Origin of the sequence: Chitinophaga solisilvae, from assembly GCF_009928525.1 — a bacterium.
In the GTDB taxonomy this organism is placed as follows: Bacteria; Bacteroidota; Bacteroidia; order Chitinophagales; family Chitinophagaceae; genus Chitinophaga; species Chitinophaga solisilvae.
Genome location: NZ_JAABOK010000004.1, coordinates 121,577 through 146,960, shown reverse-complemented (window position 1 = coordinate 146,960; position 25,384 = coordinate 121,577). Strand labels below are relative to the sequence as shown.

20 protein-coding genes are annotated in these 25,384 nt (G+C 49.2%); 10 read left to right on the top strand and 10 right to left on the bottom strand.

Annotated elements, in window-relative coordinates; translation table 11 throughout:
• Positions 1–36: 36 nt before the first annotated feature.
• The gene (locus GWG06_RS09370; protein ID WP_202182982.1) at positions 37–2,211 is read right to left on the bottom strand and encodes a S9 family peptidase; all 2,175 of its coding nucleotides are present in this window, start codon (positions 2,209–2,211) and stop codon (positions 37–39) included.
• 173 nt (positions 2,212–2,384) lie between these two features.
• A complete protein-coding gene (locus GWG06_RS09365; RefSeq protein ID WP_160712779.1) occupies positions 2,385–3,347 on the bottom strand; it encodes a HEAT repeat domain-containing protein in 963 nt (320 codons plus the stop codon).
• 195 nt (positions 3,348–3,542) lie between these two features.
• Here GWG06_RS09365 and GWG06_RS09360 point away from each other — a divergent pair, with 195 nt between their 5' ends.
• The 9 genes from GWG06_RS09360 (at position 3,543) to GWG06_RS09320 (ending at position 11,505) form a co-directional block, all read left to right on the top strand.
• Positions 3,543–4,802 carry a dihydroorotase gene (locus GWG06_RS09360; protein WP_160712777.1) on the top strand — a complete coding sequence of 420 codons (1,260 nt, stop codon included), beginning with the start codon at positions 3,543–3,545 and terminating at the stop codon, positions 4,800–4,802.
• A gap of 44 nt (positions 4,803–4,846) precedes the next feature.
• Positions 4,847–5,359 carry a DUF4199 domain-containing protein gene (locus GWG06_RS09355; RefSeq protein WP_160712775.1) on the top strand — a complete coding sequence of 171 codons (513 nt, stop codon included), beginning with the start codon at positions 4,847–4,849 and terminating at the stop codon, positions 5,357–5,359.
• Between the two features lie 46 nt (positions 5,360–5,405).
• A complete protein-coding gene (locus tag GWG06_RS09350) occupies positions 5,406–6,359 on the top strand; it encodes a glycosyltransferase family 2 protein (RefSeq protein WP_127039572.1) in 954 nt (317 codons plus the stop codon).
• Positions 6,360–6,523: 164 nt separating this feature from the next.
• Positions 6,524–7,663, top strand: coding sequence for a glycosyltransferase (locus GWG06_RS09345; protein ID WP_127039569.1), 1,140 nt, complete (start codon positions 6,524–6,526; stop codon positions 7,661–7,663).
• A 13-nt stretch (positions 7,664–7,676) separates the two neighbouring features.
• Positions 7,677–8,702 carry a GHMP family kinase ATP-binding protein gene (locus tag GWG06_RS09340; protein WP_127039566.1) on the top strand — a complete coding sequence of 342 codons (1,026 nt, stop codon included), beginning with the start codon at positions 7,677–7,679 and terminating at the stop codon, positions 8,700–8,702.
• Between the two features lie 25 nt (positions 8,703–8,727).
• Entirely contained in the window at positions 8,728–9,306 is a 579-nt protein-coding gene (locus GWG06_RS09335) for a D-sedoheptulose-7-phosphate isomerase (protein WP_127039563.1), read from the top strand.
• On the top strand, positions 9,303–9,998 hold the full coding sequence (locus tag GWG06_RS09330; RefSeq protein ID WP_160712773.1) for a nucleotidyltransferase family protein: 696 nt from the start codon (positions 9,303–9,305) through the stop codon (positions 9,996–9,998). Before GWG06_RS09335 ends, GWG06_RS09330 begins: the two co-directional genes overlap by 4 nt.
• A gap of 1 nt (position 9,999) precedes the next feature.
• On the top strand, positions 10,000–10,521 hold the full coding sequence (locus GWG06_RS09325; RefSeq protein ID WP_127039557.1) for a D-glycero-alpha-D-manno-heptose-1,7-bisphosphate 7-phosphatase: 522 nt from the start codon (positions 10,000–10,002) through the stop codon (positions 10,519–10,521).
• Positions 10,522–10,548: 27 nt separating this feature from the next.
• Complete coding sequence (locus GWG06_RS09320; protein ID WP_127039554.1) at positions 10,549–11,505, top strand: hypothetical protein; 957 nt, start codon at positions 10,549–10,551, stop codon at positions 11,503–11,505.
• 146 nt (positions 11,506–11,651) lie between these two features.
• On the opposite strand, the gene GWG06_RS09315 is transcribed toward GWG06_RS09320, so the two are convergent.
• The 8 genes from GWG06_RS09315 to GWG06_RS09280 form a co-directional block, all read right to left on the bottom strand.
• On the bottom strand, positions 11,652–13,406 hold the full coding sequence (locus GWG06_RS09315) for a RagB/SusD family nutrient uptake outer membrane protein (protein WP_160712771.1): 1,755 nt from the start codon (positions 13,404–13,406) through the stop codon (positions 11,652–11,654).
• Positions 13,407–13,420: 14 nt separating this feature from the next.
• Complete coding sequence (locus GWG06_RS09310; RefSeq protein WP_160712769.1) at positions 13,421–16,897, bottom strand: SusC/RagA family TonB-linked outer membrane protein; 3,477 nt, start codon at positions 16,895–16,897, stop codon at positions 13,421–13,423.
• A gap of 165 nt (positions 16,898–17,062) precedes the next feature.
• Positions 17,063–18,064, bottom strand: a complete 1,002-nt coding sequence (locus GWG06_RS09305) for a FecR family protein (protein WP_160712767.1) — start codon at positions 18,062–18,064, stop codon at positions 17,063–17,065.
• A 61-nt stretch (positions 18,065–18,125) separates the two neighbouring features.
• Positions 18,126–18,719 carry an RNA polymerase sigma factor gene (locus GWG06_RS09300; protein ID WP_160712765.1) on the bottom strand — a complete coding sequence of 198 codons (594 nt, stop codon included), beginning with the start codon at positions 18,717–18,719 and terminating at the stop codon, positions 18,126–18,128.
• Positions 18,720–19,096: 377 nt separating this feature from the next.
• Entirely contained in the window at positions 19,097–21,628 is a 2,532-nt protein-coding gene (locus tag GWG06_RS09295; protein WP_235938253.1) for a DNA gyrase/topoisomerase IV subunit A, read from the bottom strand.
• 17 nt (positions 21,629–21,645) lie between these two features.
• Positions 21,646–22,050, bottom strand: coding sequence for a hypothetical protein (locus tag GWG06_RS09290; protein ID WP_127039537.1), 405 nt, complete (start codon positions 22,048–22,050; stop codon positions 21,646–21,648).
• Positions 22,047–22,943, bottom strand: a complete 897-nt coding sequence (locus GWG06_RS09285; RefSeq protein ID WP_160712761.1) for a DUF1835 domain-containing protein — start codon at positions 22,941–22,943, stop codon at positions 22,047–22,049. Before GWG06_RS09285 ends, GWG06_RS09290 begins: the two co-directional genes overlap by 4 nt.
• A 5-nt stretch (positions 22,944–22,948) precedes the next feature.
• Positions 22,949–24,856, bottom strand: a complete 1,908-nt coding sequence (locus GWG06_RS09280; RefSeq protein ID WP_160712759.1) for a DNA topoisomerase IV subunit B — start codon at positions 24,854–24,856, stop codon at positions 22,949–22,951.
• 335 nt (positions 24,857–25,191) lie between these two features.
• On the opposite strand from GWG06_RS09280, the gene GWG06_RS09275 reads away from it, so the two are divergent.
• A complete protein-coding gene (locus tag GWG06_RS09275; protein WP_158631701.1) occupies positions 25,192–25,341 on the top strand; it encodes a hypothetical protein in 150 nt (49 codons plus the stop codon).
• Positions 25,342–25,384 lie beyond the last annotated feature (43 nt).

Below are 25,384 nucleotides of genomic sequence, written 5' to 3'. Positions count from 1 at the left end.
TTCATTCGTAATTCGCAATTCGTAATTCGTAATTACTTATTTCAGGTTCCTATCAAAGTAGTCCGTAATTTTCTGCATCAAATGTACTCTGTCTTTGCCGAGCACATTGTGCAAATGTCCCGGATACACGAAATAATCTACCTGTACGCCGTTATCCACACAGGCCCTGAGGAAGTTGATGGAATGCTGCCATACCACTACATCGTCGTTGGTGCCATGGATGAGCATCAGGTTGCCTTTCAGGTTGCCGGTTTGCGTGAGCAGGTTGGAAGCGGCGTATCCTTCGGGGTTTTCCTGTGGCGTATCCATATATCTTTCGGTGTACATGATTTCGTACATGCTCCAGTCGATTACCGGGCCGCCGGCAACTGCTGCCTGGAATACGCCGGGGTGGCGCAGCATCAGGGAGGTAGTCATAAATCCGCCGTAGCTCCAGCCATGAACGCCCATTTTCTGCTGATTCACATAGGGCAGTGATTTCAGGTATGCCACGCCTTGCAGCTGATCGTTCATTTCAACGGTTCCCAGCTGACGGAAGGTAGCCTGTTCGAATGCCATGCCCCTGTTAGCGCTGCCGCGGCCATCCATGGTGAAGATGATGTAGCCGTGCTGTGCCATGTATTCGTACCACAGGTTGCCGCTGTACGGGAAGGTATTGCGGATCAGCTGTACATTAGGACCATTGTAAAGATATACCACCACCGGATATTGCCTGGTGGAGTCGAAATCTGCCGGCAGTATCAGTTTACCATATAAAGGAGTACCGTCATCTGCTTTCAGTGTTACCTGGCGTATTTCAGGGCGTTTGAAATGCGTCAACGGATCGGCGGCAGTCAGCAGGGTTTCACGGAACTTACCGTTGAGTGAAATGATACTGGCAGATCCGGGTACATCTTTCGCGCTGTAGGTATCCAGTATGTATGCGCCATTGCTGCTTACCTGGGCGTCGTGCCAGCCGGCGGCCTGTTCCAGGCGCCTCATGGCGGCTGATTTCAGGTTCACTGCGTAGATATGTTTTTCCATCGGGCTTTCTTTCGCTGTGGTAACAATCATTTCATTGGCAGCACTGTTGAAGCCCTGCAGTTCATTCACCACCCAGTTGCCTTTGGTGAGCTGTTTCAGCAGCTGTCCCTGTGTATTATACAGGTAGAGATGCGTATAGCCGTCGCGGTCACTGAACCAGATAAACTGGTCCGGTTTGCCCGGCACAAAGGTAAGCGGATGAGAAGGGTGTACGTATTTGCTGTCGGTTTCTTCAAAAAGTGTTTTCATCAGTTCACCGGTAGCAGCGCTGTACTGGTTCAGCCACAGGTGATTCTGTTCCCGGTTCAGCAGGGCCACATATACGGACTGCTGATCGGGGGCCCAGGTGACGCAGGTCAGGTAATGATCTGCCGGGCCGCCGGTTTTGAGGAATACTGTTTTTCCGGTTGACGGCTGATAAACGCCCAGGGTTACTTCATGGGATTTACCTCCTGCCATCGGGTACTTGATAATATTAGCATGAGCAGGTACTACAGACCAGTCAATTACCGGGTAGTCGCTGACCATTTGCTGGTCCATGCGGTAAAAAGCGAGGAGGTCGCCCTGCGGAGAAAAGAAGATACCTTTATCGATACCGAATTCTTCGCGGTGTACGCTCTTACCATTGATGATATTGATGTTGCTGTCGCTGGTAACGGCGGTTTCCTTTCCTTCGGCATTGCGCAGGAAAAGATTGTTTTTCACCGTATAGGCAATCTGGCGGCTGCTTGTATTTACCGTAATGTTCTCCGCCTCTTCCGGCAGCGTGCACCAAACGGTAAAAGTCATTTTCCCGTTCTGCAGGATGCCGGTATACAAGGTATTACCTACACTGAACCAGGCAGTAGTGGCATTGATCCAGCGAATAGCCGGTAAACCGCGCAGCTGCTTTTTTCCTGCCAGCTGCTGACTGAGTGCTGCCTGCGTAACCAGCGTATCCGCCGCTGCCTGCCCTTTACCTGCAGGCACGGTATATTTCACCCATGCTGCAGTACCATTGGCGTTGACCGTCCGGGTATAGGCATTTTCACCAGGTACCCATTCAAACTGTTTCAGGCGCTCCGGCGCCAGATCCTGACGAAGCCCGTTGGTAGCCTGCGCCATCGTATACATTTGCTGCTGTGCATACGAAACCTGCATCCCGCCTGCCATACAACCCGTCAAAAGCAATAATAACCCCTTTGTCATTGTTTCTTTAGTTAAGTCCCAAATGTAAATAATTACGAATTACGAATGGCGAATTACGAATGTAGAAGCGAAGAGCTAAACGATGATTAAAGGTGATAACTATTACATATCCTCCTTAATCATCGTTTAGCTCTTCGCTTCTACATTCGTAATTCGCCATTCGTAATTCGTAATTATTTATTAACCATTGCTACGCTGGGCAAATTCCGCTGAATCCATTCCCTTTCTTCCGGGAGGAGGTAGTCCGCGCGGGTTTCGGTGATCCAGGAGAAGGTTTTTTTGACTTCTGCCTTGGCAGCCCGGAAGCGGGAGAGAAATTCCATGCCTAGCATCAGGTCAGTGAAGCCGTTTTTGAAGGTTTCGATGGTAAGCCGGGCGTTGCTGCGTCTTTTGGAGAGCAGTTCGGTGATGCGTCCTATGACGGCCTGGATGGCGGATTCGTCTGCATATTTGTAGATCGCTTCCATGGCTTCGAACTTCAGGTGGCCGCGTTGCAGGCAGCGCATGTAGAACATGGCTTCCTTTTCCTTTTCGATATCCGCAATGGTGGCGAAAGCGAGGGCTTTCACATCCTGGCGGGAATGTTCGAGGAGGCGGCGTAGTACCGGCAGGCTTTTCTGGGTACCTGTTTTATGCAGCAGTAATACTATATAATATACATCGTAGTCGTTCACCGTGCGTTTGAGCAGGTTCAGCGCCCATTCTTCCACGGCAGGGTTGTTGGTACCCCGGAGGGCCAGCAATGCGGAACGGCGTACGTTGTTATTGGCGGATAAAGTATTGTTAAAAAGGGGTTGCAGGTTTATATAGCCGGGGACAGGCAGCCCTGATTCCAGGTTTTGCTGGATGGCAGTAACAATATCAGTGTCCTGTTCAGCTTTCAGCCGGTCCATGAGGAAGCGGATCACTTCCGGGTCATTGGTATTCCTGGAAAGCTGGGTAATGATAAAAGCGGCGGCAATGCGTTTTTCCTTTTGAGGTTCAGTTTCAATATATTGATACAAAACAGGAATATAGGCATGATTGGCCAGTTGTTCGGCTTCCCGGAGTGCCTGCCAGCTAACCGTCTGACCATTATGTAATTGTTCCGAGCGGTCGCATATCCGTGTGACGAGGTTAGTAAGATAATCTATCATCCTGGTGTTATTTTGATCTGCTACCCCTCTGTTTTCAATTATCATACCAACCTGAAACGGAAGATGCCCAAACGGGCCGTTACCGGCACGGGCAGGAGCTAAAAGCGATTGGCCCGCTGCTATTTTATAACATTTTATGTTACATTTGCCCCTGTATTTTTGGACAGGTTTTGATATTTGAATAGAAAGTAAAGCATGCACATATTACTCAAAAACGTAAAGATTATAGCGCCTTCCTCCCCATATCACGGGCAGCAAAAAGACATTTCCATTCAGAACGGTATTATCCACCAGGTGGGCGACCATCTGGAAGATGCCCGCGCCACTGTGATTTCCGGCGAAAACCTGCATGTATCGGCAGGATGGATGGATATTTTTGCGCAGTTCTGTGATCCGGGTCTGGAACACAAGGAAGACCTGCACAGCGGCGTGAAGGCGGCAGCTGCCGGCGGTTACACCGCTGTTATGATAGTCCCCAACACCCAGCCTGCCCTGCATACGAAGGCGCAAATCGAATATGTACTGAGTAAAACCCGTCATACGGCGGTAGATGTACTGCCTATTGGCGCTGCCACCAAGAACCTGGAAGGCAGCGGTCTTGCTGAAATGTATGAAATGCAGCAGACAGGCGCAGTAGCCTTCTCCGATGGCCTGAAACCCGTACAGTCACCCGGACTGCTGCTGAAAGCCCTGCAGTATATCAAGGCTTTCGACGGTACCTTCATCCAGCTGCCGGACGATCAGAGTATTTCCGCGCATGGCCTGATGCACGAAGGCATCTACTCCACCCAGCTGGGGATGCCCGGCAAACCGGCCCTGGCAGAAGAGCTGATTATTCAGCGCGACCTGGAACTGGCGAAATACACGGATTCCCGCCTGCACATCACCGGTGTCAGCACCCGCAAGTCCGTCGCACTCATTGCTGCCGCCAAAGCTGACGGCATCAAGGTTACCTGTTCTGTAACACCTTACCACCTGTCCTTAACAGATGCCGGGCTGGTAAATTATGATACCCACCTGAAGGTAAATCCGCCGCTGCGTACCGCCGATGACGTGAAAGCCCTGCAGGAAGCAGTGCTGCACGGCACCATCGACTGCATTGCCACCCACCACGTACCCCAGGAATGGGATGCCAAACAGGTGGAATTTGAATATGCCAAAAATGGTATGATCGGTCTGGAAAGCTGCTTCGGAGTGCTGAGACAATACCTTCCCCAGCTGCCACTGGAACAGCTTATTGGTATGCTCACCGAAAAACCCCGTGCCATCTTCAGACAACCGCAGCCGGCCGTCGCTGAGGGCGCTGCAGCGAATCTGACCATCTTTGACCCGGAAGCCACCTGGGAGTTCACTGCCGGGGACATCGCTTCCAAATCTAAAAATTCAGCTTATATTGGGACCCAACTGAAAGGAAAAGTGATTGCCACCATCAACAAAGGGCAGTTCACCAAATAAACAGTTGCCAACTTATACCTATTATACTTAAACAACTTGTTACTATGACAAACAAACCTCATGTAGCGTACGGATTAATTACAGCACTCGTACTGATCCTGATTTCCATCACCACCTTTCTGCTGAAAATAAATACAGAAAGCTGGGTAGGCTGGCTCAGCGGCATCGCACTGGTAGCAGGCGTGGTGCTGTCCTGCATCGCCTTTTCAAAACAGGCTGTCGGCGGTACTTTCGGCAGCATTTTTGCGAATGGGTTCCGGACAACGGCAGTCATCACTGTGATTTCCGTGATTTTTACCGTGCTGCTGGTCTATATCTTCCCCGATATGAAGGAACAGGCGCTCGAAGCTGCCAGAAAAAAAATGGAACAGCAGCATCAATCTGAGGAAGTAATAGAACAGGGTCTGGCAATGACCAGGAAAATATTCCTGCCGCTGATAATCGGTACCACCTTATTCGGTAATGTCATGATGGGGGTTATCGGTTCCCTGATCGGCGCCGCTATCGGCAAAAAAAATCTGAAATCAGCATCAGATCTGCCGTCCGACAATCTGTAATGAGAAAGGCTATAGCCCGACGCAAAATATATCAAGGAGAATTGCAATGAATTTAAACATATCTGTAATCGTTCCCCTGAAGAACGAAGAAGAATCACTACCTGAATTAGCCGCCTGGATCGACAAGGTAATGCAGGCTCACCATTTTACCTACGAGGTATGGATGGTAGACGATGGCAGCACCGACGATTCCTGGAATGTAATACAACAACTGGGGGCACAGAATCATTGCATCAAGGGCATTAAATTTCAACGTAACTACGGCAAATCCGCTGCACTCAACGAAGGCTTCAGCGCCGCCCAGGGAGATGTTATCATCACCATGGACGCCGATCTGCAGGATAGTCCGGATGAAATACCCGAACTCTACCGCATGATTACCGAAGATGGCTACGACCTCGTCAGCGGCTGGAAAAAGAAACGGTACGATAATGCCTTTACAAAAAATCTCCCTTCCAAATTATACAACTACACCACTACCCGCATGAGCGGCGTCAGACTGCACGATATGAACTGCGGCCTGAAAGCCTATCGTAAAAAAGTGGTGAAATCCATAGAAGTATACGGCGAAATGCACCGCTACATCCCGGTCATCGCCAAATGGAACGGCTTCCGCAAAATCGGGGAAAAAGTAGTGGAACACCGCGCCCGTAAATACGGTGTGAGCAAATTCGGCCTGGAACGCTTCGTCAACGGCTTCCTGGACCTCGCCTCCATCATGTTCATCGGCAAATTCGGTAAACGCCCCATGCACCTCTTCGGCGCACTCGGCACCCTCTTCTTCTTCTTCGGCTTCATGATCGCCTTCTATCTCACCTTTGCCAAATTCTTTTACGATAAATACAACATGACCGACAGACCCGTGTTCTATCTCGCCCTGTTGTTCATGATTATCGGTTCACAACTGTTCCTCACCGGATTTATCGGCGAACTGGTAACGCGTAATGCGCCCGAACGTAACGCGTATCTGGTGGAAGCGAGAATGGACAAATCGAATTAACTATGAATTCCGAATTGCGAATTGCGAATTACGAATGTAGAAGCGAAGATATAAGTGTAGATTAAAGCGGATAGCTATTAAGTATCACCTTTAATCTACACTTATATCTTCGCTTCTACATTCGTAATTCGCAATTCGTAATTCGTAATTGTAACCAGTATAAAATGGCTTCTCCTAAAAAGAAAATACTTATTCTCGGCACAGCCTATCCCTTCCGGGGTGGGCTGGCTGCTTATAATGAACGGCTGGCGGAAGAACTGCAGCAGACGGACGATGTAGAGATTTATACGTTTACCGTGCAGTACCCCGGGTTCCTGTTTCCGGGCAAAAGCCAGTATTCATCCGACCCTGCGCCAGCACAACTGCGTATCAAAAGGCTGATCAATTCCGTGAATCCGCTGAACTGGCTGATTACCGGCAGGAAGATCCGCAAAATGAATCCCGATATAATTATTACCAAATACTGGCTGCCCTTTATGGGACCTGCCCTGGGAACCTTACTGCGGGTGGGAAAAAGCAGCAGGACAAAAGTAATTGCAGTGCTGGATAATGTAGTGCCGCACGAAAAACGGCCGGGAGATGTGGCTTTTACCAAATACTTCCTGAAACCGGTGGACGCCTTCGTGGCGATGAGCCAGTCTGTGCTGGACGACCTACGCACCTTTGAGCCACATAAGAAAGCCTCTCTCATCCCCCACCCGATTTATGATAACTACGGCACACCTGTTTCCAAAGAAGAAGCACGTCGCCGGCTGCAGCTGCAACCCGGAAAACGCTACATCCTTTTCTTCGGATTTATCCGCCAGTATAAAGGGCTGGATCTGCTGCTCAAAGCGATGGCCGATGAACGCATGAAGCAGCTGGATGTACACGCCATCGTTGCAGGAGAATATTATGAAGATGCTGCCCCCTATCAGCAACTGCTGCAGGAACTCCGGCTGGGCGACCGCATCATCATGCATACTGACTTCATTCCTACAGAAGACGTGAAAAATTATTTCTGTGCCGCCGACCTGGTAGTACAGCCTTATAAAAGCGCCACACAGAGCGGTATTTCGCAGATAGCCTACCATTTTGACAAGCCCATGGTGGTAACCCGCGTAGGCGGCCTCCTGGAAATGGTACCCGACGGTGTGGTCGGATTTCAGTGCGAACCCGATCCCGCTTCTATCGCGGAAGCCATCGAAAAATATTTTACCGGCAACCATGAAGCGGAGATGGTCACAGCCCTCAAAACAGAAAAACTGAAATATTCGTGGGCCCGGCTTGCAAAAGAAATTCATACATTAGCCGATAACAGCTAAAAAAATTAAACCATTGATTTACAGAAGCAAAGCACCTCTACGTATAGGTCTTGCCGGTGGCGGCACTGATGTAAGTCCGTATTCGGACTTATACGGCGGCGCCATCCTCAATGCCACCATCTCCCTTTATGCCCGCGCCTCCATTGAGCCGCTGACAAACGGGAAAGTGATTTTTGAATCGGCAGACAGAAAAGAACAACGCTCCTACGATGCCGTGTATCCCCTGCCGTTAGACGGACAGCTGGATATACTCAAAGGTGTCATCAACAGAGTACAGCAGGATTATGGTAACCTGCCGGCTACCGGCTTTAAACTGACCACCTATGTGGACGCCCCTCCCGGATCAGGGCTGGGCACCTCCTCCACCCTGGTGGTGGCCGTACTTGGCGCTTTCGCGGAATGGCTCAAACTGCCGCTGGGAGAATATGATATGGCCCACCTTGCCTACTCCATCGAAAGAGAAGACCTGCAGCAGGCCGGCGGGAAACAGGACCAGTACGCAGCCACTTTCGGAGGTGTGAATTTCATGGAGTTCTACAAGGGAGATAAAGTGATTGTAAACCCCCTCCGTATCAAGGAAGTATACCTGCACGAGCTGGAAAACAACCTGGTGCTATTTTACACCTCCACCAGCCGCCTGTCTTCCTCCATCATCTCTGAACAACAGAAAAATGTTACCGACAAAAACGATGACTCCATTGCGGCCATGCATCACCTGAAAGAACAGGCCGTTATGATGAAAGAGGCATTGCTGCGCGGCACCATTGATAAAATCGGTGAAATCCTCAACTACGGCTTCGAATACAAAAAGCAGATGGCCAAAGGTATCACCAACAGCAAGCTGGACGAAATATACGATGCAGCCCGCAGGGCCGGCGCCAGCGGAGGCAAGATCTCCGGCGCAGGTGGCGGCGGCTTCATGATTTTCTATTGCCCTAAAAATACGAGGTTTGCAGTAGTAGATGCACTCAGCCACTTCGGCGGCGACGTGAAACGCTACCACTTCACCCAACATGGTATTCAGACCTGGAGCATCTGACCGGCTCCACAAAAAATTCATGCACATGAAACAGAAAATAGCCAATACTATCCGCGAAAGCATCGCAGTAAAAGAAGCCATCTGCCAGGATGAACAATTGCTGCATACCATACAGCAGGTCGCTGAAACGATCTGCCACAGCCTGCAGCAGGATCATAAAGTGCTCTTCTGCGGCAATGGCGGCAGCGCTGCCGATGCACAACACCTGGCAGCAGAATTCTCCGGCCGCTTTTATAAAGACAGAACACCACTGTATGCAGAAGCATTGCACTGCAACACTTCCTATATGACTGCCGTAGGTAACGACTATGGCTATGACCAGGTATATGCCCGCATCCTGCGCGGTATCGGCCGAAAAGGCGATGTACTCATAGGCATCTCTACCTCCGGCAACTCCGCCAATATCCTGGAAGCCATGAAGGTGGCCAAAGAACAGGGTATGATCGTGGTGAGCATGACCGGCGCTACCGGCGGCAACATGAAAGCCGGCAGCGACTTTCTCATCAACGTGCCTTCCACCGATACGCCCCGTATCCAGGAAGCACACATCACCATCGGACACATCATCTGCGAAATTGTTGAAAACAACCTGTTCGGCGAATGATCCGTGAATGTATTGTACTCGCCGGCGGACTGGGAACCCGCCTGCGCACTGAAGTGGCTGACAAGCCGAAATGCATGGCCCCCATCGGCGAACATCCGTTCCTCTATTACCTGCTGCAATACCTGCACCGGCAAGGGATCGATCATGCCGTACTATCGCTGGGGTACCTGTCAGAACAGGTCATCAGCTGGTGCCGGGATACCATCCTCCCACTGCGTGTATCCTTTGCCGTAGAACCGGAGCCTCTGGGCACCGGCGGCGGCATCCTCTTCGCCATGCAGGAACTGACCGGTGAGGAGTTTTTTATCGTAAACGGGGACACCTACTTTGACGCAGACCTCTCTGCCTTCTATCATTTTCATCAGGCTGCCGGCAGCCCCCTGTCACTGGCACTAAAGCCCATGAAAAACTTCGACCGCTACGGAACTGTTGAACTGGACGGTAATAACCGTATTACTGCCTTCCAGGAAAAACAACAGCGGCAGGAAGGACTTATCAATGGGGGCATCTACCTGACCAGCAGCACCTGGCTCAGCAACCTGTCCCTGCCGGAGAAATTCTCCTTTGAAAAAGCAGTACTGGAGCCGCAAACAGCCAACGGGCTGCTCTACGGTTTCATCAGCGATACCTATTTTATTGATATCGGCATCCCGGAAGATTACCGCGAAGCACAAAAAGTTTTTGGTCAGTAATATGTATTTATTTTTAGACAGAGATGGGGTGATTAACGACGAAATCCGTGACAGCTATGTGCTGCGGCCGGATATGTTCCACTTCAGCGCCGGCGTGCTGGAAGCTATGCCCCTGCTGGCAAAGCATTTCAGCCGCATCTTTATTACAACCAACCAACGATGCATCGGACGCGGACTATTAACCACCGCAGGCCTCAACGAAATACATGCGCAGATGCTGGATGCCATCCGCGCTCATGGCGGGCGTATCGATAAAATATATTTCTGTCCGGATATTGACAGCAGCAGCCCCTGCCGCAAACCCGCAACCGGTATGGCCTTACAGGCACAGCAGGATTTTCCGGAAATCGATTTTTCCCAGGCCGTCATGGTAGGCAATACCCTGAGTGATATGCAGTTTGGAAAAAATATGGGCATGCGCACCATATTCATTCCCTCTACCCGGCCGGAAACACCCTTCCCGCATCCGCTGATTGACCAGCGCTGCGACGACCTGCTGCAGTTTGCACAAAGCATACAATAATTCTGTCTTCCTATCCGTATAATAGCTATGGTAAAAAAACTATTACTGTCACTCTGCATCCTGGCTCCTGCCCTGGCTGTACACGCACAAAGACCGGATGCTGCCGGTCATACCACTTTGCGGAAAGCACAGGATACCCTGCAGCGCCTCAGCTATGAAATATTCAACGGTAAAGGCGATGCCGCCCGCGAAAAAGCCACCGAACAATTTATTCCCACGCTGGTGCGCGCACTCAAAACAACCTATTCTTTCCGCTTCCCTTTCGACTCCCTGAAAACAGTTTCTATTCAATATCCGCAGGACAGCAGCTTCCGCATATTCACCTGGGCGCTGGAACGTGAAACAGGCTTCTACCGCCACTATGGCGCCATACAGATGAATACGCGCGACGGAAAGCTACAACTGTTCCCGCTCTTCGACGTTTCCGATTTTATTACCAATACCGACACCGTCACCAGCAACAAAGCCTGGTATGGCTGCCTGTACTATGCCGTATCACAACGGCATTACTTTAACCAGGAATACTACACCCTCTTCGGATGGGACGCCAACAACCCGCGCAGCCAGAAGAAAATAGTGGAAATGCTGACCTTTAAAAACGGAGCCCCCGTATTTGGCGGCGCTTACTTCAGCTATGCAGAAGACTCTGTACCAGGGCCCGTACGCAACCGCTTTATCATTGAATATAAAAAGGAAAGCACCGCCACCCTCAACTACAACAAAGAGCTGGACATGATCGTATATGACCACCTCATTTCAGAAACAAATGAACCCGCCAAAAAATTCACCTACGTATCCGACATGGATTACGAAGGCTTCAAATGGAAAGCCGGCAAATGGGTACATATCAATAAAATCTTCCACGACGCCATCCCGCTGGGAAAAGGCGCTCCCGTTCCCATGCCGCTCGACCAGAAAAAGAAAAGCATGATGAACCCGAAATCGGCGGAAGACCTTGAGCCGAAGGGGAAACCCAGGCAGTGATTGGTTCATTTTAATTAATTACGAATTGCGAATTACGAATGTAAGGCGAAGACCGAAGCAAAGATCAAATATAGAATCCGCTTCGGTCTTCGCCTTACATTCGTAATTCGCAATTCGTAATTCGTAATTAATTAGCAATTTCCACCTTACATGCCTGTCGGCCAGTTCGGGTTCTGCAAAAGGTTCTTGTTCAACGTGCGTTCCTGTATAGGTATCGGGTACAGGTAATCGCGTTTTTCGTTGAATTCTTTGGTGATATTGCGGTTTACCACGATGGAGCCGCCGGAATTACCGTTTTCCAGGTTTATTTCAGTGCCTAGTTTCAGGTAGGCCGGGCCTTTGGGACCATTGGGCTTTGTGCCCTCGTAGATGACTACATCTGTTTTACCGTCGTTGTCGAGGTCAAATTCACCGGGGCCGGGGAAGTACATGCCTTTGAACTGTTTAGTGAGCATGGTACCTTCTTTCCAACGGCTGATGTCCATCCATCTGAAGTTTTCGATTACCAGTTCTATTCTGCGCTCACGGCGGACTTCGAGGATTACGCCATTCAGACGGCCTTTTTCCTGATAGCGGGCCAGTTCATATGGATCGGGGCTGGCGCTGGCAGCAGCTACATTGAGATTGGGCATACCCACGCGGTCGCGCAGCAGTTTGATGGATTTATCGATATCCGATTGGCTCAGCTGTCCGAGTTCTGCTTTGGCCTCTGCATAGTTGAGCAATACTTCTGCGTAACGGAATACCGGCATATCGTTATCATTTTTCACGTAAGAATCCTGCGTTTCGTCTGTTACATATTTGATAAGCTGGTAACCGGTTACAGAAGCTCCGAAGTCAGGCACCAGTTTGTTGGTGTTACCGATCCTGGTATAACCGGGGGTGCGGATAGTCTGTGACAGTCTCGGATCACGGTTCTGGCATTCTTCATAAAACTGGATTTTATCGAAGTTGGGCTTATCTGTAAAACGGGAGCCGTCCTTCATGAGGTAGCTGTTAACGAAACTCTTTTCCAGTCCGGGCTGGCCATAGGACGCCGTAATCGTATAGTAGTTGGCGTTATGATAAATCTGCAGGGTGCCACTGAATTTTCTGGCCAGGATAACTTCATCCGGGTTGGCATTTTTGGAAGCAAACAAATCACGGTAAGCCGTATTGGGATTACCGGCGAACAGTTTGTACTGTCCGCTGGCCATCAGTTCATTCGCTGCGTCAGCCGCGGCCTGCAGGAATTTATTTTCATCAGGAAGATTGAAATTTTCTTCCTTATGATATTTACGGAAGGTACCTTCAAACAGGCATATGCGGGATTTGAGTGCAAGCGCCGTCCATTTGTTTACCTGTTCATTGCTTTTTACCACATCGAGGTTGGCGATAGCAAAGTCAATATCCGCCAGTACGGAGTCCATAATCAGCTGGCGCGGATCGCGGGGCTTTTGCAGGGCGGCAGCGTCAGCGCCATCCAGGGGCGTGTTGTACCAGGGCAGGTCACCGAATTTTCTGACCATTTCAAAATAAAACCAGGCGCGGAAAAACCTGGCGGCGCCGATGTATTTGCGGGTGGTGCTGAAAGGCAATACCCTGTTGCAGTTCACCAGGAAGTAATTGATTTTTCTCAGCTCTGTCCAGGTCCAGCCACCACCGGTAACAGGCACCTGGCGGCGGCCGGTGAGAAATTCGGATACGCTGGATTTCACCACGTTGTCCATGTCCTCGTTGTAAACGCCTTCTGCATCAGGTATCATAGTGTAGAAGGAGTTGGTATATAATTTCAGGTCTTTCTCTGTCTTGAAGAAATTATCGGGATTTATTTTTGCCAGCGGCTCCCGGTCCATGAATTTGCTGCAGGAGCTGAAGATCAGCAGCAGCAGGCATATTGCGATGATATTGATTCTTTTCATGTTGATTTCAAATTTTAGAAGGTAACATCTAATCCTACTGCATAGGTTTTGCTGAACGGATATACACGGCCGTTGGCATCTGTTCTTACCAGGTTAGGATCGCTGGAGAGCTGCTCCGGATCCAGGTATTTACTTTTCAGCTTTGTAAAGGTGAGCAGGTTTTCGCCGCTGAAGTAAATACGGCAGCGTGTCAGCTTCATACGCTGCAGCAGGTTAGCCGGCAGGGAATAGCCCAGCACCAGGCTTTTCAGGCGCAGGTAGGCGATGTTTTGTACATACCTGTCATTGTATTCTTTCAGGGAGCCATTATCATTCAGTGCGATATAACCTCTTAACCGGGGGAAATAGGCATCCGGGTTTTCAGGACTCCATAACTTCTCCGGAAAATCCTTGGGGATAAATGACATATACGGGCGGGAGAAAGGACCCCAGAATTTATCCGCATTATTGCCCGGATACCAGTGCTGGCGGCCTACACCCTGGAAAAAGACACTGAAGTCAATACCGTTCCAGTCAGCGCCGGCACGGAAACCATATGTATAACGCGGCAATGAGTTACCGATGATTTTCATATCGCCATGATCGCCAAGGGTATTCTGTCCTTTACTGATTTTTCCATCATCATTGAGATCATAGAATCTGAGATCGCCGGCACGGAGTTTACCCCATTCGCCGGGGGCAGAGAACAGGTTGTTGCCAACGAGGGTCTGGTCTACCTTCTTTTGCCATAATGCGGCTTCCTCATCTGATTTGAAATAACCTGCAATGCTGTATCCCCACATATCTCCCAGCTGCTGTCCTACGTAATAATCGCTCAGGATTTTATTCGGGTTATCGAATTTGGTAATTTCTGCCTTAAAATCGCCTACGTTGAAACCTACGTTATAATTGAAGGCTTTACCTGCTACTATGGTGTTGCTACGCCATTCCATATTGATCTCCCATCCTTTGGAGCGCAGGTCAGCGGCGTTCATCTTCGGTTCTCCCGCACCGAATACGGCAGGCAGGGTCATACCTTTGGTGAGCATGTCTCTGGTGTTACGCACATACCAGTCGAACGTTACATTGAGGCGGTTGCGCAGGAAGCTGAGGTCCGCGCCGAAGTTGGTTGAGTTCACCTTTTCCCAGGTAAGATCCGGGGAGATAGGCGCAGGCTGCGATACGTACTGGGTGCGTTTGCCGTTGGTGATATAGCTGATGGTACCTACATCCATAATAGGCATATAGGGATAGTAGTTTCTCCGCACATCCTGGTTGCCCAATGCGCCATAGGAAGCGCGCCATTTCACATCGTTGACAATTTTTTTCAGCGGGGAGAAGAAGGGTTCTTCACTCATACGCCAGCCGGCAGACACCGATGGGAAGAATCCGAAGCGCCTGTAGGAAGGGAAACGGGAAGAGCCATCGTAGCGGCCGTTGAACTCTACCAGGTACTTATCGGCATAACTGTAGGCCAGTCGTCCGAAAGCGCCGAGCAGCGCCAGTTCCTGGTTCTGGCTGTTAACGGTGGCATCGCCGGAGCCGAGGGCTACTTCGTTCAGGTCTTCCGACATGATATCCATCCTGGCAGCATACAGCATTCTTTCCCGCTGCAGTTCCTGATTTACGCCGGCGGTGGCGCTGATGCTGTGTTTGCCGATACGTTTGTTGTAGTTGCCGTAAATATTCAGGACATGCGCCAGCCTGGTACTATCCTGCTGCCACAGATCATCATTGAACACATAGCTGACAACGCCCGGGAAGATAGACCACGGAGCGGGTGTCTGACGATGGAAATAATTTCCGTTCATCAGCGTCAGGGTATAGTTGGCGTTGATATTGAAATCGGGATTTATCTTGAAAGTGGCGCCCACCGTGTTTATCAGTTCAAACTGTTTCAGGCCGCCCTTACTTTTACCATGCAGCAGGTCGGCATAGATACCGTCGCCGATGGTGTAGTTGTTCAGTTCCGTGCGGTAGGTAGCAGTTCCATCGGGGTTTACAGGTACGTATGACGGTAACGCATGTACGCTGACAGAAACGAAGTTGCTGTTGACACCAGAGCCGGGATAGGTATAGTCAAATGCATTCAGCTGCGTATTGCTGCTGAGCACCAGCCAGGGCTTTACCTCTGCTTCCACCTTCGCCCGGAAATTGTAGGAGTTGTATTTATCCTGCTGTATGCGCATCATACCTTTTTTCTGGTAGATACGGCCGGATACCATGTAATTCACTTTTTCCGTGCCGCCGCTGATGTTCAGGCTATGTTCCATAGAAGGCATCCGGTCACGGAACATGACCTTCCACCAGTCCGTATTGCCATAGTACACGTACATATCTTTTCCCTTGCGGTTCTGCACTACTACGGAAGGCAAAGTGGGATCGTTTTTTCTTTTCAGCAGTTCTGCATAATCTTCATCAGTATAACCTGTATAGGTTTTTCCGAGCGAGATTTTAAAGGCATCATCGTTCAGGATGGCGGCATCGTATCCGCTGGTAATGAAGTCAGTGCTGGTCGTCTGTTTGCTGAAGCTGTAGTTGGTGCCGTAGCTGATCTGCATACGGCCGGATTTACCTCTTTTAGTGGTGAGGAGTATTACGCCGAAAGCGCCGCGGGCGCCGTAGATCGCTGCAGAAGCAGCATCTTTCAGTACTGATACCGATTCAATATCCCGTGGGTTAACGGTGTTGATGTCGCCGGGGATACCATCGATGAGTACGAGGGGGCCACCGCCGCTGATAGAGGTGAACCCGCGGATATTCAGGGTAGCAGTGCTTCCCGGACGCCCGTCGCCGAAGTTGACGTTAAGGTTCGGAATAGCACCCTGTAAAGCCTGGCCCACATTGGCTACCGGCCTGCTTTCTATGACACTGGCATCTACCTGGGCCACCGCGCCGGTCAGGTTTACCTTTTTCTGTGTGCCATAGCCCACCACCACCACATCTTTTATTTTAGCGCGGCTGCTGAGCAATGGTATGGTGAGAAAAGCGTCTTTGGTGATGGTGATCTCCTTAGATTCATAGCCTACATAGGATATGATGAGCACATCGCCCGGCTTTACAGCAGCCAGAGAGAAGCCTCCGTTGGCATCGGTGGCCATTCCCCTTCTGGTGCCTTTCAGGAAAACGGTTACACCGATAAGCGGTTCTCTGGTATCATTATCTATTACTTTTCCTTTAAGTCCGAATTCATTGGCATTCTTATGATATACTACCAGCATATCATTTACGACGCGGTAAGCGAGCGGTGTGGATACCAGGAGGTTATCCAGCAGATCGTCGGCCACGCCGGAGATGGTATCAGGCAATGTTACCGGCAGGCGATCGCTGGCAGCGGCATCAAAAATAAGCCGGTAATGCGTTTGCAGCGCTACCTGTTTTAATACAGTGCTGAGGGTGTTGCCGGCAGTTTTCACGGAGATGTTTTTCCGTAGTGTCTGGCCTTCCAGATTTTTGGCCCAGAGCGACAAACCAGCCATGGCAAAACATGTTGTCAGTAAACTAAGGCGCATAAGGTAACGGATTGTAGAATTTCTCACTACATTTTTCATAAATTTGACCAGTTTTTATTAAGCATTAAAAACACGCTGCCGCATCCGGTAATTAGCGTTACGGAAGGTTGCTGACAGCAAATCATTGGACCGGTTATGTTAGCGCATAACCGGTTTTTTTATATTCTAATAGATGAAATAGATGCCCTTGTTTTTTTTATATGTTAACCGATGCACCAGGCATAGTGCATCCAATACTTCGTCCACTGTATGACTGGCGCTGAAGTTGCCTGATACGCGGTACTGCGCCAGCGACGGCGAAGTGAGCGTAACAGTTACCTGGTACCTGCTTTCCAGGGCGGCTACAGCTTCTTTAAGTGTGTGTTGTCTGAATACCAGCTCCTGGCCGCACCAGGCCGCTGCCAGTGCGCCGGACGCGGTGAATGTCTGAATACTATTGTCCGCTGTGTTTATTTGCACGCCATGATCCGGTGTGACCAGCCGGCCGGAATCGCTGGCAAAGGCTACTTTGATTTTTCCGGTTTTTACTACTACGTGAATGATATTGTTATGGTCGTTGAGTTTTACGTTAAAAGCAGTACCCAGTACGGTGGTAGCGGTTTTGCCTGCATATACCAGGAAAGGGGCGGCCGCATTGCGGCGTACTTCAAAAAAGGCTTCTCCGTTTTCCAGGGTTACCTCCCGGCGCTGCTGCCCGAAAGGCATTGTATAATACATGGACGCGCCACGGTTAAGCGTTACCACGGAGCTGTCCGGCAGCACTACCCGGCGTATTTTCTGCGTGGCAGTGGTCACTACCCTGTAGGTAGCAGCGGGAATAGCCGTTGTGACCGCTGCCTGCTGCTGCTTTGCCGGATGAGTATACATATAAAACATGCTGTAACCAGCCGCTGCGGTTATAACAATAACGGCTACACGCTGCAACCAGTAACGCAGCGGCCTGATACGTGCGGTCGCTGGCGGAACATCGGCAACAACCGGATAGTCTGCTGCTGCACGTATATACGTCAGCATCTGTTCGCGGATAAGCTGCAATTCTTCTGCCGGCACATTTGCCTGCGTATCTTCCGCGGCCGCAAACCAGTCTTCCACCATAGCCTGCTCTTCTAAAGTAGCATTGCCCTGCAGATAGCGTCTTACAATATTTCTGAATTCCTGATGGTGCATATGTAGTGGTACTACTGATAAGCATCAGAAAACGGTAACTGGTACCACGCGACAGTGTTAACTAATTGTTAAGGAAGAAAATGATGCCGGGCACCAATGCGGGAATAACGGCGGCTTCTTTCAGATGGGCGCGCAAACGCAGCAAAGCCCTGGATAACTGGTTTTTTACGGTTTGTTCAGACAGGTGCAGCTCCTGCGCTATCTCTGCAACGGACCGGTGATACTGCCGGCTCATCACATATATCATTTTCATTTTTCCTGGCAGTTTCTCCACCGCATCTGCCAGCACATGCTGCAGCTCTTTTGCATGCAGGGTATCTGTGGTGTCATCAGCAGCAGGCACTGTCATGGTCATCGTTTCCTCGCCGGCAACGGTATGCGTGGCATAGGCAATACTCTTCAACACTTCATAGCGCACCGCTGTAAACAAATAAGTACGCAACGATGCATTCACCTGCAACGTAGCCCGCCGTCTCCACAGGTTAATAAAGACTTCCTGCACCGCATCCTTCGCAGCAGCAGTAATCCTCAGCCGCTTATATGCAAACAGGAAAAGCGGTTCCCAATACCGGTTATATAACACTTCGTAGGCCGCCGCATCATCAGCTGCCACCAATAGTAAAAGTTCGCCTTCGGTCAGAAATTGGTATTTCATTCAACATCAAGAATATGGAACCAGCACGCAAATTAAACATCGGTATTAAGATAGCGTTTTATTTTATTGTTAACCAGGGATTATTTGAGATTTGGTTATTTGGTTATTTGAGATTTAATCAGCGCGGAGAATGAGGTGGGGATTTTCGGATTTTGGAATTTTTTGATTTTGGAATTGATGAATGCAGCGGAGATCTTAGCGAATATCTCCGCTGCATTCATCAATTCCAAAATCAAAAAATTTCAAAATCCGAAAATCTCTCCGCTGCATTCATCAATTCCAAAATCAAAAAATTCCAAAATCCGAAAATAAAAAAAGAGCGGAGACCGCTAAGATCTCCGCTCTGATTAAATCTCAAATAACCAAATAATAAAATGCTAAAACAGTTCTCCCTGGATCTGTCCGTCCTCGTTTGGATCGGGGTCTTCGTCTTCGGAGAGGAGTTCGGCGCTGATGAGGTCTTCCCCGGCGATCCTGGTGCCGACTGTTTTCCAGCCGGTAACTTCCACAAATTCGGAGAGGTCTATTTCTTCTTCTTCCGGACTGCGTTTCTTGCCGGTTTTCAGCAGTACTACCGGTTGGGTATGGGTGGTAACCATTTCCAGGTAGTTGCCGTTACCTTCTTTGATGAAGAGGAATTTATTGTTCAGCGTCTGCGTTTCAATGCGGAAACGTTTTACGTTAAACTGTTTTTTATCCGCATCAAAGTAGATGGCAGTAACAATTTTATCCGGGTTGAATTTCTCGATATATACTACGTCGTTGGAGTCGTAGCGGTTGGTCAGTTCGAAGTTGGTCAGTTCGTATGTGCCGTTTTTGAAGGCGGCAAATATTTTATCTTCTCCTTCGAAGCTGCCGATGTATACGCCGCGTTCTTCTGTGTTGAGGCGACCGGTTTCTGCATCGAACCAGATTTTCTGGCCTGCCAGTGTGGACACGCCTTTTTCCTTGAACTTCACGCCACGGATAGGGTATTTGGTCACCTGGTTACCCATGGAGTTACGTCCTTTGATGGCGATCGTTTCAAAGAAGAGATCGAACTCCTTGTTACGTGCAGAGCAGTTCGGGCTCAGTTTGATAGTAACTACTTCTGCTTCCCCGTTAGCGTTGGCAGTGAAGTAATGTACCTTGGAATTTTTCTCTCCTTTGTGCGCCAGGTCATATTCCTTATCGCGGGTTACGCCGGTTACGTTGAAGCGCTTGGCATAGCTTACGCCGGTTTTGCCTTCTACGTAAATCATATTATAAGTGGTGCGCTCATCATTTTTGCGGAATACGTCCACATGAATGATGTCTTTACCGACAAAGGTTTTATCTGCTACTTTCGTTACCAGCATCTTACCATCGCGGCGGAAGACGATGATGTTGTCCAGGTCAGAACAGTCTGCCACAAACTCATCCTTCTTCAGGGAGGTACCGATGAATCCGTCTGCACGGTTTACGTAAATTTTGGTATTGGCGATCGCGACCTGCTGCACCTGGATGGTGTCAAAGGTTTTGATTTCTGTTTTACGTTCGCGGCCTTTACCGTATTTCTTCAGCAGTCCGTCGTAGTACGCAATGGTGTAGTCTACCAGGTTTACCAGGTCACTTTTCACCTGTTTGATGTCTGCTTCCAGGCCTTTGATCTGTTCATTCAGTTCATTGATATCCAGGCGGTAGATTCTACGTACAGGCTTCTCCGTTAATTTCACAATATCCTCGCGGGTAATATCGCGTTTCAGTTGTTTCTTATATGGTGCGAAGGCTTTGTCAATGGCTGTGAGTACCGTTTCCCAGTCTTTATGCTTCTGCTCCAGTTCTTTATAGATCTGTTTTTCGAAGAAGATTTTTTCCAGGGAGGTGTAGTGCAGTTTTTCCTGCAGTTCGCTCAGCCTGATTTCCAGTTCCTGTTTCAACAGTTCTTTGGTAAAGTCTGTGGATGCTTTCAGGAGATCGGATGCGGTGAGGAAGTGCGGTTTATCATTAACAATGACGCAGGCATTCGGAGAGATGGATATTTCACAATCCGTGAAGGCATACAGGGCGTCGATGGTGATGTCCGGAGAGATACCGGGCGCCAGCTGCACCTCAATTTCGACATCGGCGGCGGTATTATCCACCACTTTACGGATTTTGATCTTGCCGCTGTCATTGGCTTTCACGATGGATTCCATCACCTGGGTGGTGGTTACACCATAGGGCACGTCTTTGATCAGCAACGTTTTTTTGTCTTTCTCTTCGATGTGCGCGCGTACTCTTACTTTACCACCGCGTTTACCATCGTTGTAATTGGCTACATCGATCATACCGCCGGTGATGAAGTCGGGGTGCAGTTCAAACTTCTTGCCTCTCAGGTATTTGACGGAGGCGTCTATCAGTTCATTGAAGTTGTGCGGTAATATTTTGGTAGACAGACCTACGGCGATACCTTCAGCGCCCTGTGCGAGGAGCAGCGGGAACTTCATGGGTAAGGAGAGTGGTTCGTTCTTGCGGCCGTCGTAGCTAAGCTGCCATTGCGTAGTTTTAGGGTTAAAGGCTACGTCGAGGGCAAATTTAGACAGGCGTGCCTCAATATACCTGGCGGCGGCGGCATCGTCGCCGGTTCTTACATCTCCCCAGTTACCCTGGGTTTCGATGAGCAGGTCTTTTTGTCCGAGGTTAACAATGGCGTCGCTGATGGAAGCATCGCCATGCGGATGGTACTGCATCGTTTGCCCGATCACGTTAGCCACTTTATTGAAGCGGCCGTCATCCATTTCTTTCATGGCATGCAGGATACGACGCTGTACCGGCTTCAATCCGTCTTCCACGCTGGGTACGGCCCGCTCCAGGATTACATAGGATGCATAGTCCAGGAACCAGCTTTCATACATGCCCCCTACGTGGGTGACATTATGCAGGGATTCGTCTGATGTTATATTTTCCATATCCATGTATAATACACTTACGATTTTTCGTTAATCATTTTTTCAAAATCCTCTCTCCACACACGCACACTGTCCTGCTGTACATCTTGTGCGGAGTTCAGTTCTATAAAGCAACAGTCTGTTACGGCGATAAGCTGGTGCCAGATATTAACAGGCACAACTACTCTGGCAGGCGCATTCACTTCTGTGGTGATGATTTCCTTTTCTCCCAGGGGACACCAGTGAATGAGTGCCTTACCGGAGAGGAGGTACATGATTTCAGGATTCTTGTAGTCGCTGATACCAGTATGGTAGTGTTGTCCGCTGCTGCTGCCCGCATGGCGGTAGCAGAGCATAAAATCTCCTGTGCGGTCACAGTTCCACTGATAATTGCTGCCACGGTCATCCACACCCGTGGGTAGTATAGGCGTTACCGTTATCATTCCGTTGCGGTGTTGTCGGAGGCCGCTGCCGGCTCTCCGGGTAATTTCACTTCAAAGTCACGGATGGTTTTCAGGTCTCCCCTGCTTTCCACCTTGCCTTCTTTTATCAGCTCCTTCAGTCTCCAGCCAAGGAATTGATCCATGACAGGGTACTTGAATTTACCGGTTACCTGTTGCACAATGCGCCAGGCTTTTACAAACTCTTTTCCTGTCTGGGCCAGCAGTTCCTTATCATAAAATAAGGTCGCTTCTCCTTTTATTTTCTTGCCGCCTTCCAGCATGCGGATGCCGGCATTATCATTCATGAGCCGGTGCCATTCTTCTCCGTCCAGTTCAAACTCAGCCAGGGATACTGCTCTGGCTAGTTTTTTCGCCTTCAGAAATTCTTTCGGCAATATCTGGTGCAGGTGGGTAGGATAGAACACTGCTCCTTTATCGTTCAGGAAAGGAAGATTATTCAGGTAGATGATGTGGATACGTCCTGCGAAATCATACAGCTGGCTGACCAGCCAGTAGTAGCCGCATACATCCCGTGCATTCTGACCGGCCCATATCCATACTTCCAGTTCAGGATCTTCCTTCAGCGCTGTTTTCAGGGCTTTGAAGCGGGCGGCGTCACTATCATCATCAGCGGCAGCTTGTTCCGGCGGTGCAGGAGGTGTTTCCTCTATGCCCGGCAGCTGTTGCGGCTGCGTTACCGGTTGGGCGGATAGCTGCTCCCACCACTGTTTCCGGCCGGTCTGTCCTTCTTTGGTATCCAGGATGAACAACGGGCCTACAGACAGATCATCTTCAAAACAGCGTATCTCTCCCTGCATTTTCTCGTCCATCGCTACCGCTTCGGCCAGTACCGGAACGGAAGCCTCACCGAACACAATATGTAATAAAGCCATATAGTCTAGTTTGCTTCTTCAACCAAATCCTTTTCATGACGCAGGTTGTTGATGATAAACTCCTGCCTTGTCTGGGTGTTCTTACCCATATAGTATTCCAGCAATTTCTGGATATGAATGTCTTTGGATAAAATGATCGGCTCAATTTTAATGTCATCACCGATAAAGCGGCCGAATTCGTCCGGAGATATTTCTCCCAAACCTTTAAAGCGCGTGATTTCCGGTTTATTGCCCAGTTTCTTAACGGCTTTCTGTTTTTCTTCTTCCGAATAACAGTAGATGGTCTGCTGCTTGTTACGTACCCGGAACAATGGTGTTTCCAGAATATATACGTGCCCGTTTTTCACCAGGTCAGGGAAAAACTGCAGGAAGAAAGTGAGCAGCAACAGGCGGATGTGCATCCCGTCCACATCGGCATCGGTAGCGATCACGATGTTATTGTAGCGCAGTCCTTCCAGACCTTCTTCAATATTCAGCGCATGTTGCAGCAGGTTGAACTCCTCATTTTCGTATACGATCTTTTTAGTAAGACCGAAGCTGTTGAGAGGTTTACCACGCAGACTGAACACCGCCTGTGTTTCCACGTTACGGGATTTAGTGATGGAACCGCTGGCAGAGTCGCCCTCGGTGATGAAAATCATTGTATCCAGCCGGCGGGCTTCCTGTTCTGCCTTATCCTTGCCGGAAAATTCATCGTTCAGGTGAATGCGGCAGTCGCGCAGTTTGCGGTTATGCAGATTGGCTTTCTTGGCTCTTTCGTTCGCCAGTTTTTTAATGCCAGCCAGTTCTTTACGTTCACGCTCGCTCTGCTCGATACGTTTCTTCATCGCATCGGCTACCGCCGGATTGCGATGAAGGAAATCGTCCAGGTGCTTGGACATAAAGTCCAGTACAAAAGCCTTTACAGAAGGACCTCCTTCGTATACCACAAGGGAACCGAGTTTGGTTTTTGTCTGCGATTCAAACACCGGCTCCTGCACCCTTACAGAAATCGCGGCGCAGATGGAAGCGCGGATATCCGTTGCATCATAATCTTTTTTATAAAAGTCGCGCACTGTTTTCACAAAGGCTTCGCGGAATGCCGCGAGGTGTGTACCACCCTGTGTGGTATGCTGCCCATTGACGAATGAATAATATTCTTCTCCGTACTGGTTCTCATGCGTGATAGCGATCTCAATATCTTCCCCTTTCAGATGGATGATCGGATAGCGGAGGTCTTCCTCATTGGTTTTACGCTGCAGCAAATCCAGCAGCCCGTTTTTGGAAAGATATTTTTTGCCGTTGAAGCTGACGGTAAGGCCCGCATTCAGGAAGCAGTAGTTCCAGATCTGGTTCTCCAGGAATTCCGGTATGTAGCGGTAGTTTTTGAAAACCGTTTCATCCGGCGTGAAGGTAACGAGTGTACCGTTAGCCTCTGTGGTAGCGGATTCTTTATGTTCCTTTATCAGTACGCCACGTTCAAATTCCGCTACTTTCATGCGGCCATCCCGCACGGATTGCACGCGGAAATAGCTGGACAGTGCGTTTACAGCTTTGGTACCCACCCCGTTCAGACCAACGGATTTCTGGAATGCCTTGCTGTCGTATTTAGCGCCTGTATTTATTTTGCTGACTACGTCCACTACTTTCCCCAGCGGAATACCACGGCCAAAGTCCCTGATCGTTACATTGTGTTCCGTCACTTTCATATCTATCTGCTTACCGAAGCCCATGGTATGTTCATCGATGCAGTTGTCTGCCACCTCTTTCAACAGTATATAAATACCATCATCCATACTGGAACCGTCGCCCAGTTTACCAATGTACATACCAGGCCGGAGGCGGATATGCTCCCGCCAGTCCAGTGACCGTATGGAGTCTTCCGTATAGGAAGCAAATAGATCCTTGTTATCCGTTTTGTCCGTGTTTGCCATAATATATTTTAATTTCCTTAATACTTATATTCCTCGGGTTAATCATTATGCTGCAAGGATACTAAATCTTTTAGCAAAATCCGATTGCTGGCAAAAATAAAGGTTTCAGCGAATCATCCCAAGTATAAGTTATACACTATGCTTAACTCGCTACCAATCAATATATTAATAGAAGTAAAATTTGACCTGGAAGGGAAAACTGCTCATTTTCCGGGGGTTAATAAAAATCTGTAATTTAATATTAAAAATAAAAACAATAATAAATAAAGTTTATATGAAAGTAATCATTATATTTACAAGAGACGATTATCTTTCATATCCTAACCTATGTCCTTATGAAAATACTATGCCTTATCCTTATCGTTACCGTACTTTTTGTTGCTGCCATTGCCACCTATCTGATACGCAGGGAACAACAGAACAACATCGGCAATAAATTTCTGCGTCTTATCAGGAAATTCGATTCCTGGCAGATGCTCCGGTAACAAGATTACAACAAACAAATCATAACTGATCACACCCACACCA

Coding starts and splice junctions, on each gene's coding strand:
- GWG06_RS09345 (WP_127039569.1), top strand. CDS start 6,524: ATGGCTTCTCCTAAAAAGAAAATACTTATTCTCGGCACAGCCTATCCC.
- GWG06_RS09355 (WP_160712775.1), top strand. CDS start 4,847: ATGACAAACAAACCTCATGTAGCGTACGGATTAATTACAGCACTCGTA.
- GWG06_RS09350 (WP_127039572.1), top strand. CDS start 5,406: ATGAATTTAAACATATCTGTAATCGTTCCCCTGAAGAACGAAGAAGAA.
- GWG06_RS09290 (WP_127039537.1), bottom strand. CDS start 22,050: ATGATAACGGTAACGCCTATACTACCCACGGGTGTGGATGACCGTGGC.
- GWG06_RS09360 (WP_160712777.1), top strand. CDS start 3,543: ATGCACATATTACTCAAAAACGTAAAGATTATAGCGCCTTCCTCCCCA.
- GWG06_RS09365 (WP_160712779.1), bottom strand. CDS start 3,347: ATGATAGATTATCTTACTAACCTCGTCACACGGATATGCGACCGCTCG.
- GWG06_RS09275 (WP_158631701.1), top strand. CDS start 25,192: ATGAAAATACTATGCCTTATCCTTATCGTTACCGTACTTTTTGTTGCT.
- GWG06_RS09335 (WP_127039563.1), top strand. CDS start 8,728: ATGAAACAGAAAATAGCCAATACTATCCGCGAAAGCATCGCAGTAAAA.
- GWG06_RS09305 (WP_160712767.1), bottom strand. CDS start 18,064: ATGCACCATCAGGAATTCAGAAATATTGTAAGACGCTATCTGCAGGGC.
- GWG06_RS09325 (WP_127039557.1), top strand. CDS start 10,000: ATGTATTTATTTTTAGACAGAGATGGGGTGATTAACGACGAAATCCGT.
- GWG06_RS09320 (WP_127039554.1), top strand. CDS start 10,549: ATGGTAAAAAAACTATTACTGTCACTCTGCATCCTGGCTCCTGCCCTG.
- GWG06_RS09310 (WP_160712769.1), bottom strand. CDS start 16,897: ATGCGCCTTAGTTTACTGACAACATGTTTTGCCATGGCTGGTTTGTCG.
- GWG06_RS09300 (WP_160712765.1), bottom strand. CDS start 18,719: ATGAAATACCAATTTCTGACCGAAGGCGAACTTTTACTATTGGTGGCA.
- GWG06_RS09285 (WP_160712761.1), bottom strand. CDS start 22,943: ATGGCTTTATTACATATTGTGTTCGGTGAGGCTTCCGTTCCGGTACTG.
- GWG06_RS09315 (WP_160712771.1), bottom strand. CDS start 13,406: ATGAAAAGAATCAATATCATCGCAATATGCCTGCTGCTGCTGATCTTC.
- GWG06_RS09295 (WP_235938253.1), bottom strand. CDS start 21,628: ATGGAAAATATAACATCAGACGAATCCCTGCATAATGTCACCCACGTA.
- GWG06_RS09280 (WP_160712759.1), bottom strand. CDS start 24,856: ATGGCAAACACGGACAAAACGGATAACAAGGATCTATTTGCTTCCTAT.
- GWG06_RS09370 (WP_202182982.1), bottom strand. CDS start 2,211: ATGACAAAGGGGTTATTATTGCTTTTGACGGGTTGTATGGCAGGCGGG.
- GWG06_RS09330 (WP_160712773.1), top strand. CDS start 9,303: ATGATCCGTGAATGTATTGTACTCGCCGGCGGACTGGGAACCCGCCTG.